Origin of the sequence: Marinobacter sp. KMM 10035 (assembly GCF_046537445.1) — a bacterium.
Classification (GTDB): domain Bacteria; phylum Pseudomonadota; class Gammaproteobacteria; order Pseudomonadales; family Oleiphilaceae; genus Marinobacter; species Marinobacter sediminicola.
The window spans coordinates 53,622-65,696 of sequence record NZ_JBBVMG010000004.1 but is presented as its reverse complement, the minus strand read 5'-3'; the positions used below and the strand labels follow the sequence as shown (position 1 = coordinate 65,696).

General features: G+C 53.5%; 7 protein-coding genes. All 7 read left to right on the top strand.

The features are described 5' to 3' along the window. The first annotated feature begins 2 nt into the window (after window positions 1–2). On the top strand, window positions 3–551 hold the full coding sequence (locus tag AADB16_RS17250) for a pilus assembly protein PilP (protein ID WP_298453209.1): 549 nt from the start codon (window positions 3–5) through the stop codon (window positions 549–551). A gap of 65 nt (window positions 552–616) precedes the next feature. Then, window positions 617–2,671, top strand: a complete 2,055-nt coding sequence (pilQ, locus tag AADB16_RS17245; RefSeq protein WP_410805188.1) for a type IV pilus secretin PilQ — start codon at window positions 617–619, stop codon at window positions 2,669–2,671. 137 nt (window positions 2,672–2,808) lie between these two features. Further along, window positions 2,809–3,375, top strand: a complete 567-nt coding sequence (gene aroK / locus AADB16_RS17240) for a shikimate kinase AroK (RefSeq protein ID WP_309045772.1) — start codon at window positions 2,809–2,811, stop codon at window positions 3,373–3,375. Further along, window positions 3,368–4,465 (top strand): 3-dehydroquinate synthase, encoded by a 1,098-nt coding sequence (gene aroB, locus AADB16_RS17235; protein WP_410805074.1) that lies wholly within the window; start codon window positions 3,368–3,370, stop codon window positions 4,463–4,465. Before aroK ends, aroB begins: the two co-directional genes overlap by 8 nt. Window positions 4,466–4,500: 35 nt before the next feature. Further along, on the top strand, window positions 4,501–5,889 hold the full coding sequence (locus tag AADB16_RS17230) for an AAA family ATPase (protein ID WP_410805072.1): 1,389 nt from the start codon (window positions 4,501–4,503) through the stop codon (window positions 5,887–5,889). A gap of 210 nt (window positions 5,890–6,099) precedes the next feature. After that, window positions 6,100–10,548 carry a glutamate synthase large subunit gene (gene gltB / locus AADB16_RS17225; protein ID WP_410805070.1) on the top strand — a complete coding sequence of 1,483 codons (4,449 nt, stop codon included), beginning with the start codon at window positions 6,100–6,102 and terminating at the stop codon, window positions 10,546–10,548. A gap of 90 nt (window positions 10,549–10,638) precedes the next feature. Beyond that, entirely contained in the window at window positions 10,639–12,057 is a 1,419-nt protein-coding gene (locus AADB16_RS17220) for an FAD-dependent oxidoreductase (protein ID WP_309045768.1), read from the top strand. The last annotated feature ends 18 nt before the right edge of the window (window positions 12,058–12,075 follow it).

The window sequence follows — 12,075 nt, the reverse complement described above, 5'->3', positions numbered from 1 at the left end:
GCATGGCAGCAAAGCATGCGGGAAAGGCCTGGCTGGGTGTTTGTCTGGTATCACTGTTGACAGCTTGCTCCCAGGGCAGCGGTTTTTCCGATCTGGACAAATTCATGGCAGACACCCGAGCCAAACCTCGGGGGCACGTCGAGCCCTTGCCTGAGTTCAGTGCTTACGAGGCATTCAGTTACTCGGCAGCAGACAGGCGAGCTCCGTTTGAGCCGCCACTGGATGTGCAGCTGACGATGGTTGATGAAAAGCCGGTCAGTGACGTTGAACCCAATCTGGATCGTCCTAAAGAGGTGTTGGAGAATTTTGATCTCAAGGATCTTGGCATGGTGGGCACGCTTCAGGGTGTGACAGGAAACCTGTTTGCTTTGATTCGGGACAATGCGGGCGGTATTCACCGGGTTCGTACCGGGAATTTCATGGGGCAGAACTACGGCCGGGTTATTGGCGTTAGTGAAACCCGTATAGAGCTTATCGAAATCGTTCCCAATGGCCGGGGTGGCTGGGTAGAGCGTCCTCGCTCTCTGACCCTGGACGAAGACGCAGGCTAAGGAGCGACTTGATGAAAACTGAAAGAAAAATGCATGTACAAAAAAGTTCGGGGTCGAGGCTAGCGATGTTCAGAAAACTCAATGTATACGTCAGCGTAATTGCTTTTGGGTTGTTATCCGGCCTGGCCAGTGCGGTCACGCTGGAAGACGTGTCGTTTTCGTCGCTACCGGGAGAGCGCCTGGAAGTGACACTTAAATTTGATGGCCAACCGCCCGAACCGTCGGGTTACACCATTGAGCGTCCGGCGCGAATCGCAGTGGATTTACGCGATACTACCAGCGGTCTTAACACTCGCAGCATTCCTCTTGGATCAGGTAATGCCCAGAGTATGACTGTTGTGGAGACAAAGGATCGCACTCGTTTGATCTTTAATCTGGTTGAGCTTGCGCCTTACGAGACGGTTCGGAACAACAGCTCGTTGGTAGTGACCATTGGTGGCGAGTCGGGAACTGGTAGAGCTACCAATAGATCATCTAGCACTACTGCAGCGTCGCGGCCCGCTTCTACACCGGGCGCATTAGCTGGTGTAGATTTCCGTCGAGGTAAAAATGGCGAAGGTCGTGTCATTGTTGATCTTGGAAGCCCGGGTACGCCTGTTGATTTGTCTGAGTTGGGCGGGAAAATCCGCCTCACGATGGACGAAACTGCGGTGCCAGCGGATCTGCGCCGTCGCCTCGATGTGACCGACTTTGCAACACCTGTTAGTCGCATTGATACGTTTGTCGAAGATGGCAAGGCGGTGGTCGAGATTCGCCCTGAAGGCAATTATGATTACATTGCCTATCAATCTGGGAGTCAGTTTACGGTCAGCGTTGAAAAACTTAGTGAAGAAGAAGCTGAAACCCGCCGTGAGGAGAAGTTCCCTTACTCCGGAGAGAAGCTCTCTCTGAACTTTCAGGACATTGAGGTGCGCTCGGTGCTTCAGTTGATTGCAGATTTCACCGGCTTGAACCTGGTTGCTAGTGATACGGTCGGCGGCAGCATAACTCTACGTTTGCAGAATGTGCCTTGGGATCAGGCTCTGGATCTTATTCTGAAAACCAAAGGGCTGGATAAGCGCCAGATCGGCAATGTGTTGCTGGTTGCACCCGCAGAAGAAATTGCGGCCCGTGAGAAGCTTGAGCTCGAGACGACCAAGCAGATCGCAGAGCTTGCGCCGGTTCGTCTGGATATTGTTCAGGTGAACTACGCTAAAGCCGGCGATATCGTCGACTTAATCAAAGCGGACAAAGAGCTTATTTCCAGTAGGGGCTTTGTGTCCTCTGATGCTCGCACCAATACCATCAGTATCCGTGAGACAACTGAAAAGTTGGAAGAGATCCGTCGTCTTGTCTCCACTTGGGATATAACGGTTCGCCAAGTCTCTATTGAAGCTCGTATTGTGCGCGCCCAGAATAATGTGGCGCAGGAGCTTGGTGTACGTTGGGGCGCAGCAGCCCGAGGTGATGCGAATAATGGAAACAATAATGTCGTGGTCGGTGGCTCCCAGGGTGGTTTGGCGGGGATTGCCGGCAGCGGTGCTCTTGGGTTTCCATCTGATCTGAACGTCAACCTTGGAACGACGGTTTCACCTGCTGGGTCACTGGCTTTTGGTTATATTGGCACAGATTTTTTGATCGACATGGAATTGTCCGCATTTGAAAGTGACGGCCAGGCCGAGGTTGTGTCACAGCCGCGCGTGGTGACTGCTGATCGGCAGACTGCCTCCATTAAGTCGGGTCAGGAAATTCCGTACCAAGAGGCTTCTAGTAGCGGAGCGACTTCAATCGAATTTAAAGAAGCCGTGCTTTCACTTGAAGTCACGCCACAGATTACACCGGATGACAAGATAATTATGGATCTTGCGGTCAATCAGGACTCCCGAGGTGAAGATACTGATGCCGGTCCGGCCATCAATACAAACTCCATTACAACGCAGGTACTTGTGGGTAACGGTGAAACGATTGTGCTCGGTGGGATTTTCGAGTCCACCAATTCAACCACGGTTACCAAAACACCGTTCCTGGGCGACATCCCCTATCTGGGTCGTCTTTTCAAGCGAACAGAAGTAACCGAGCTTCGTAGCGAACTCCTGATCTTCATCACACCGAAGATCATCAAGAATGACCTGATTCAGTAACAGGGGTCAGGAAAAAAGCCGCCGCGATAAACCGGCGGCTTTTTTTTGTCTGAAGGCTTGTGGTGCCCACGCTGAAGCTTATGCAATCTTCAGCCCTGTGATATTCTCACCCGCCTGAACATTATTGAGCGGTAGTTATGTCTTTGCCCAAACGCATAGTCCTGGTTGGCCCCATGGGCGCAGGTAAAAGCACCATCGGCCGTATGCTTGCCCGTGAGCTGGGATACAGGTTTCTTGATACCGACCGAATCATTGAGGAGCGCTGCGGAGCAAACATTCCCTGGATATTCGATGTTGAGGGGGAGGAGGGCTTTCGGCAACGAGAAACAGCTATGTTGGAAGAGCTGTCGGCTGAGGCAGGGACTGTGCTTGCTACCGGTGGTGGCGCGGTAATGCGCCCTGAAAATCACGCGCTCCTGAAAATGCATTCGGTGGTTGTCTACTTGAGAACCTCCATTGAGCAGCAGGTGGAGCGCACACGTAAAGACCGGAATCGACCTTTGCTACAGAATGATGACCCCGAAGGTGTTTTGCGGAAGTTGTTTGCCGTTAGGGACCCCCTATATACAGAGTTGGCAGACATCATTATGCATACTGATCGCAAAAGTCCACGTCTTGTGGTGCGGCAACTTGTCAATCGCATAAACCCAAAAACACCGCGGCAACAAAGGCAGGTGCGAAAGGAGGGACGCAATCATGTATAAGTTGCTTCACGAACTTCAAGTTGAGCTGGGTGAGCGTAGTTACCCGATTGTGATCGGTGAAGGCATTCTGGGTGAATATGACCTTTCAGATTACGTCGGCGGATCTCAGGTACTGATTGTAACCAACGATGTGGTCGCGCCCTTATATCTGGAGAAAACAAAAGCCAGTTTTCCCGGGAAGACTATTGATACCCTGGTGCTCCCGGACGGTGAAAAACACAAAGACTGGGAAACGCTGAATCTGATTTTCGACGCCCTGCTGGAAAAGCAGCACACTCGGAAAACGACGCTGGTAGCGCTTGGTGGCGGTGTGGTTGGGGATATGACCGGGTTTGCTGCTGCGTGCTACCAGCGTGGCGTTCCATTCATACAAATTCCTACCACGCTACTGTCTCAGGTGGATTCGTCCGTGGGTGGTAAAACCGGAATTAACCATCCGCTTGGAAAAAACATGGTTGGTGCTTTTCATCAGCCAGAAGTGGTATTGATTGATACAGATACACTTAAGACCTTGCCGCCCAGGGAAGTGTCCGCCGGACTTGCGGAGGTCATTAAGTACGGACTTATTCGTGATCTGGCCTTTCTTGATTGGCTCGAACAGACGATGAGTCAGTTGGTCGCTTTTGATAGCGAGGCGTTGGGAGAAGCCATATTCCGTTCATGTGCGAGCAAGGCCGATGTGGTCGCTCAGGATGAACGGGAAAGTGGAATTCGAGCTACTCTGAATCTTGGCCATACATTTGGCCATGCGATCGAAACCTTCGCCGGCTATGGCAACTGGCTCCATGGAGAGGCTGTAGGCACTGGCATGATTATGGCTGCCGATCTGTCGTTACGAGAGGGGTCGATAAACCCGGCTGATTATGACCGGATTGTGCAGATTGTTCTCAAAGCTGGTCTTCCTTCGCGGCCGCCCAAGCAAATGACGCCTGCGGACTTTATGAGCCTGATGGCCGTCGATAAGAAGAATGTCGATGGCAAATTAAGGTTGGTGTTGCTCAAGGCTGTGGGTGAGGCAGAGGTTACATCCGGCGCATCTCCGGAAAATCTCAAGGCAACGCTCAGCGCTTTCTGTTATCAGGAAAATTGAGCAGGGCGTGTAATTTTGAACCGTAGGGATGTTTAGTGACTGAAGACACTTTCAACAGTCTGGACGGTGGAGGTCTGTTCCCCCGTTTGCAGCAGCGGTATGGCCTTAGGGGTAATCCGCTGGAGATGGACACCCCTTTCTTTCCGGATGGTATGCGTCACCACGCCCTGGAGGCATTGCGCCATCTGTGCGGGTTTGGTGATATGGCTCTGCTACTCACCGGCGGCCCCGGGTCTGGAAAAAGCCGGTTGCTGGCAGAGTTGGTTCGCAGTGAGTCATCACGATTGGGTTTTCATCGCATTTCTTCTGCAGCCATGGTCAGTGTGAGCGCTCTTGCAAAGGATCTTCGGCAGGTTGCCCGTTCTGGCGCTAGCCCGGATGATAACCCGCGAGAGGCCGTGTATCGCTTTTTCCGATGGTCAGAAACCAGGGTTGGCAAAGGGCAGCGCATGGTGCTACTTGTCGACGATGCTGACCGGGTTCCTACAGAGCTACTCAGGCTGATCCTTGACGGGTTTTTGGCGGCAGATCGAGCCAAGGCGGCAGTCCCGGTTTTCGCTGGGGAGGATCGCTTGGTTAAGCTTCTAGGCATAGACGACTCCGCTGTCACAGTTCACCAGGTCCATTTACGACCACTAACCCGAGAAGAAGTGTTCTCCTATCTTGAGCCCCGCGTCCATAACGCGGGGGGTAAGGTGAGTGAACTCCTCAGTCCCGCTCGTCTTTCGCGGATACATGATTTGAGCCAAGGAAGCTTCTCCCGGCTGAAAAGGGTTACGCCAGGGATTTGGCTGGATATCGTGTCTGATGTATCCAAGCAAAAAAACGTCAAGCGTATCGATTTCCGGCAGTTTCGCTTGCCCGCGTTGGCGCTTTTGATCCTGGGAGCTTCCTGGTGGTTCGTGTCCCAGCAGTATGATGAGACGGTAGCTTTGGATAGTGAAGTGCTTCCAGTGCCTGATCGTGTTCGCAGAAGTATTACCATTGGCCCCGAAACACCGGAAGATATGTCTGCAGTGGAAGATGTTCCGGTGTTGACAGAGCCCGTAGCGCCGGCAGAACCTATTCCTGAGCCTGAGCCTGAGCCTGAGCCTGAGCCTGAGCCTGAGCCTGAGCCTGAGCCTCGTTTCATTCCAAAAAATGCTGGTAAATATGTAAGCATTGAGCAGATGCGCAGCCGCAGTAAAGGTTGGACTATTCAGTTAGTGGCTGGAAATCTGGAGCAAACGGCACTGAATGTTATTTCCCGCTACCCCTCTCTCCCTGAGCTGGTTTATACCAAGGGAGAGCGAAAGAGCGAGCCTTGGTTCATGGTTCTTCACGGAAGTTATGCAACCAAGGAAGAGGCACAGAAGGCTGCGACCACCTTGCCTCGTGCACTGATATCGGGCACGCCTTGGGTGCGAACAACTGAAGGTTTGTGATCTGCCGGTAATGAGAGGTAACTCTCTGTTTTTGAAGTTGAAAATCATTTCCCCCTGTTTCCTTCCAGAAAAGATAAAATAAAATGTATTTGAGTACGTATTTATACGTGCGTATAATCGCTGCCCCATTTTTTTAGCGTCGGCTGATTTTGTGCACTTTTTTGGTGCAAAGTCGCTGGCAAAGATGCATAGATATGCAAGAGGGCGCTTATGAAATCAGGTCTGTATCACCCCGACGAGTTCAAAGATAACTGCGGGTTTGGACTAATCGCCCACATGAAAGGCGAGGTCAGCCACAAACTGCTGCAAACGGCCATTGAATCGCTTACCTGCATGACGCACAGAGGTGGTATCGCCGCCGATGGCAAAACCGGTGACGGTTGCGGTCTCCTAATACAAAGCCCTCAAGCTTTTCTGAAGAAAGCTGCCAAAAAAGCGTTCGGCCAAGAGCCCAACGGCTTGTTTGCTGTAGGTCAGGTGTTCCTGAGTCAGGAATCCGATAAAGCTGCAAAAGGCCGACTGGTTCTAGAGAAGTGTCTCGCCGGTCAAGGTCTTGAAGTTATGGGCTGGCGTGAAGTGCCGGTTGATGCCAGCTGCTTGGGGCCTATGGCTCTGGATTGTATGCCGCGTATCGAGCAGGTTTTCGTAACGCCTGCAGGCAAGTCAGAGCAGGAATTTGCCATCAGCCTGTTTGTTGGGCGTCGCCATGCCGAGCGGGATATGGCGGATGATTCCGAGTTTTATATCTGCAGCCTGTCCCACCGCACCCTTGCCTATAAAGGGCTGATGATGCCGGCGGATCTGGCGAACTTCTATAAGGATCTGGGTGATCCTGATTTCGCTACTGCCATTTGCGTGTTTCACCAGCGCTTTTCCACCAATACCATGCCGCTTTGGCCCTTGGCTCAGCCGTTTCGTTTTCTGGCACACAATGGCGAAATTAACACCATCGACGGCAACCGGAATTGGGCTATAGCCCGAGCTGCCAAGTTCAGTTCGCCAAACCTGCCGGATCTGAAAACACTGCAGCCTCTTGTGAACCTTGCCGGTTCTGATTCGTCAAGCATGGACAATATGCTTGAGATTCTGCTGGCGGGCGGCGTGGACCTGTTCCGGGCTGCGCGCATGATGATTCCACCGGCTTGGCAGAATGTCGATACCATGGATTCAGAGTTGCGGGCGTTTTACGAATACAACTCGATGCACATGGAGCCATGGGATGGTCCTGCCGGACTGGTTATGTCGGATGGCCGTTACGCTGTGTGCATGCTGGACAGGAATGGTTTGCGTCCTGCGCGCTGGGTGGTTACCAAGGATGATTTCATTACCCTGGCATCAGAGATTGGTACCTATGGTTACCAGCCGGAGGATGTGGTTGCCAAAGGCCGGGTAGGCCCGGGACAAATGTTGGCGATTGATACGGAAACCGGTGAAGTGTTGCACACCCGGGATATCGATCAACGTCTCAAAACGGCTCAGCCCTACAGGCTCTGGTTGCGCGAAAATGCGCTGCGAGTGGAAGCAACTCTGAGTCAGGAAATGCCGGAATTCCGGCTGATGGATGCGGATGACCTTCTGGTACACCAGAAAATGTTCATGGTGTCCTATGAGGAGCGCGATCAGATCCTGCGCCCGCTCGCGGAAAATGGCCAGGAAGCTGTTGGCTCCATGGGGGACGACACGCCTATGGCAGTATTGTCCAGTAAGGTTCGGCACGTTGCGGACTTTTTTCGCCAGAAGTTTGCTCAGGTAACCAACCCGCCGATTGATCCACTTCGCGAAGCCATTGTGATGTCGCTGGAAACCTGTCTGGGTGCCGAGCGTAATGTCTTTGAGGAAACAGCAGAGCACGCAGACAGAATTATCCTGACGACACCGGTTCTTTCGCCAGCCAAGTTTCTTCGCATCGCCAATAATGAGCGCCCGGGGTTCGCCGTGGCGCGGATTTCCCTGAGCTACCTGCCGGAGCAGGGGCTCGAGCAGGCAATTTGCCGCATTTGTGATGAGGCTGAGCAAGCTGTTCGCAGTGGCAGCGTACTACTTATTCTTTCAGACAAGGATTTGAGGCAGGGCGAGCTGCCGGTGAATTCATTGATGGCGACAGGCGCAGTTCACCACCACCTGTCCGGAAAAAGCCTGCGCTGTGATTCCAATATCATCGTGGAAACAGGCTGGGCTCGGGATCCCCATCATTTTGCTGTGCTGTTGGGCTTTGGAGCCACCGCGGTCTATCCCTACCTCGCATATCAGGTTCTGAATGATTTGATCCGCACCGGCGAGTTGTTAATGGATCCTATCGAGGCGAAGAACAACTATCGCAAAGGAATCAACAAGGGTCTGCTGAAGATCTTGTCCAAAATGGGCATCTCCACTATTGCCTCTTATCGGGGCGCCCAGCTTTTTGAGGCTATTGGTCTGGCTGATGACGTTGCTGATCTGTGCTTCAAAGGGGTTCCGTGCCGCATTCAGGGTGCAAGCTTTTTCGATTTGCAGCACGACCAGGAGCAGTTGGCCGCGACAGCTTGGAAGCCGCGCAAGCCCATTACCCCGGGTGGTTTGGTGAAATACATCCATGGTCAGGAGTACCATGCCTTCAACCCGGACGTAGTCACCAAACTGCAGGAAGCAGTGACCACCGGCAGCTACGGGCATTACAAAGAATACGCGGCGCTGGTCAATGAGCGCCCGGTCGCGACGATCAGGGATTTGTTCGGGTTTCGTGAGGGTATAGAAACCATCGAGCTTTCAGCTGTTGAGCCAGTGGAGCAAATCTTTCCCCGGTTCGACTCGGCTGCCATGTCCCTTGGTGCCTTGTCGCCAGAAGCTCATGAAGCGTTAGCCGTGGCTATGAACACGCTTGGCGGCCGTTCCAATTCCGGTGAGGGCGGTGAAGACCCGGTTCGCCACGGCACCATAAAGCGCTCCAAGATCAAGCAGGTGGCCTCCGGCCGCTTTGGTGTAACCGCAGAGTATCTGCGCAGCGCCGATGTTATGCAGATCAAGGTTGCTCAGGGAGCCAAGCCAGGCGAGGGTGGACAGCTACCTGGTGGCAAGGTCAACCAGTTGATCGCCCGTCTGCGCTACTCTGTGCCCGGCGTTACCTTGATATCGCCACCGCCGCATCACGATATCTACTCCATTGAAGATCTGGCGCAGCTGATCTTTGACCTCAAACAGGTTAATCCACAAGCTCTGGTCTCTGTAAAACTCGTCTCAGAGCCAGGTGTTGGCACGATTGCGGCTGGCGTTGCAAAGGCGTATGCCGACCTGATCACCGTCTCCGGATACGACGGTGGTACGGCGGCAAGTCCCTTGGCGTCCATACGTTACGCGGGCTCGCCCTGGGAACTCGGATTGACCGAAACCCAGCAAGCGCTTCGCGCCAATGATTTGCGTGGAAAGATTAGGCTGCAAACAGACGGCGGTATAAAAACCGGCCTGGATGTGGTGAAGGCCGCGATTCTTGGCGCAGAGAGTTTTGGCTTTGGCACCACCCCCATGGTGGCTTTGGGCTGCAAATATTTGCGCATTTGCCACCTGAATAATTGTGCTACCGGTGTTGCCACCCAGAACGAACACCTCCGGGAAGAACACTTCAAAGGCACTGTGGAAATGGCTATGAATTTCTTCCGCTTTGTCGCGGAAGAAACCCGTGAGTGGATGGCCAAGCTGGGCGTGCGTACGCTGGAAGAGCTTGTAGGTCGAACGGATCTTCTCGTTCGCTTGCCAGGCGATACCGAGCGCCAGAAACAGCTAGACCTCACGAGGTTGCTGTCCAATGATCACATTCCTGCGGACAAGCCACAAACCTGTCAGATCGAGCGCAATGTGCCATTCGACCAGGGCTTGCTGGCGGAACAAATGCTCAAAGCCATTGCCCCGGCCATTGAAGGCAAAACTGGTGGAGCCTGGAATTTCCGCGTAACCAACTGCGACCGTTCGATTGGTGCGCGACTTTCCGGTGAGATTGCGGCAAAGCACGGCAACCAGGGAATGGCAGACTCGCCAATAACCTTGGGTCTTGTGGGTACTGCGGGCCAGAGCTTTGGTGTCTGGAACGTTGGCGGGCTTAATCTGATTCTTGAGGGCGATGCCAACGATTATGTCGGTAAAGGCATGACGGGCGGCAAGCTGGTCGTCAAACCACCCCGCGGCAGTGTTTTCGAGTCCCAGAATACCGCGATCATCGGTAACACCTGTCTCTACGGAGCCACCGGCGGCAAGCTGTTTGCGGCTGGCACCGCCGGTGAGCGGTTTGCTGTGCGCAACTCCGGCGCCCAAGCAGTTGTTGAAGGCGCGGGTGATCATTGCTGTGAATATATGACCGGCGGGCTGGTCACTGTGCTGGGTTCTACAGGCCCCAACTTTGGTGCCGGTATGACGGGCGGGTTCGCCTATGTGCTGGATATGGACAATACGTTTGTAGACAAATACAACCACGAATTGGTGGAAATCCAGCGCATCTCCCGTGAAGAAATGGAAGCCTACCGCAACCATCTGCGCAGCGTGATTCGTGAGCACATATCGGAAACCGGCAGTGTTTGGGCCGAGCATATTCTTGAAGATTTCGACGACTACATCGGCCGCTTCTGGCTGGTGAAACCCAAGGCTGCAAGTTTGCGCAGCCTGCTGGCAAGCACCCGTGCGCGGCCTGAATAAGCGCTTCGCATAGAGAATGGATACTTGCGAGGGTTCCGGGTTGCCAATAGGGGTAGCCCTTGTCGAAATTGAGTTGATGAGAACGCCAATATGAAAGAAAGACTAAACAACGATTTTCAGTTTGTGGAAGTAGGTCGGGCAGATCCGAAAAAGGTTCCTGCGAAGAAACGCAAAAAGGAATTTGGTGAAATCTACCACCCGTTCACTGCAGATAGTGCGGCGACTCAGTCTCACCGGTGTCTGGAGTGTGGCAATCCCTATTGTGAATGGAAGTGCCCGGTTCACAACTACATTCCCAATTGGCTGAAGCTGGTTGCGGAAGGCAACATCATGAAGGCGGTTGAGTTATGTCATCAAACCAATTCGCTGCCAGAAGTCTGTGGCCGGGTTTGCCCCCAGGACCGCCTGTGCGAAGGCGCTTGCACGTTGAATGATGGCTTCGGCGCTGTGACTATTGGTTCGGTTGAGAAATACATCACCGATACGGCCTTTGCTTTGGGCTGGAAGCCGGACATGTCTGCTGTCAAATGGACGGATAAAAAAGTGGCCGTAATTGGCGCTGGCCCGGCAGGCCTTGGCTGTGCCGATGTGCTGGTTCGCCATGGTGTTAAACCGGTGGTGTTTGATATCTATCCGGAAATCGGCGGCCTGCTCACATTTGGCATCCCCGAATTCAAGCTGGAAAAGTCCGTTATGGCTCGCCGGCGCCAGGTGTTTGAGGAGATGGGTGTTGAGTTCCGATTGTCCACTGAAGTGGGTAAGGATATTCAGATGCAGGACATCCTTGATGAATACGATGCCGTGTTCATGGGGATGGGTACCTACAACTACATGAAGGGCGGATTCCCGGGCGAAGACTTACCGGGCGTTTATGATGCCTTGCCCTTCCTCGTGTCCAACGTGAATCGTCGCCTCGGGTTTGAAAAAGACGCTTCAGAGTTCATTGATATGAAAGGCAAACGAGTGGTGGTTCTGGGTGGCGGTGATACCGCAATGGATTGTAACCGGACCTCCATTCGTCAACAGGCAGAAAGCGTGAGCTGTGCCTATCGTCGCGATCAGGCCAACATGCCGGGCTCGCGACGTGAAGTGTCCAACGCCAAGGAAGAGGGTGTGAAATTCCTGTTTAATCGCCAGCCCATTGCGATTGTTGGTGAGGGCCAGGTTGAGGGCGTAAAAGTAGTGTCGACGCAGCTCGGCGAGCCGGACGAAAATGGCCGTCGTCGCCCGGAAGTGGTTCCCGGCAGCGAAGAAGTGATACCGGCAGATGCGGTATTGGTCGCCTTCGGCTTCCGGCCGAGCCCGGCGGACTGGTTTGGCAAGCACGCAATCAATACCGACGACTCTGGCCGAGTAACCGCCCCGGAAAAGGCAGAGTACGGCTTCCAGACCAGCAACCCAAAAATATTTGCCGGTGGTGACATGGTTCGGGGTTCGGATCTGGTGGTAACGGCAATCTGGGAAGGTCGCCAGGCAGCCGAAGGTATCATGGATTATCTCGATATTTGATTAAGGCTGTATCATGAC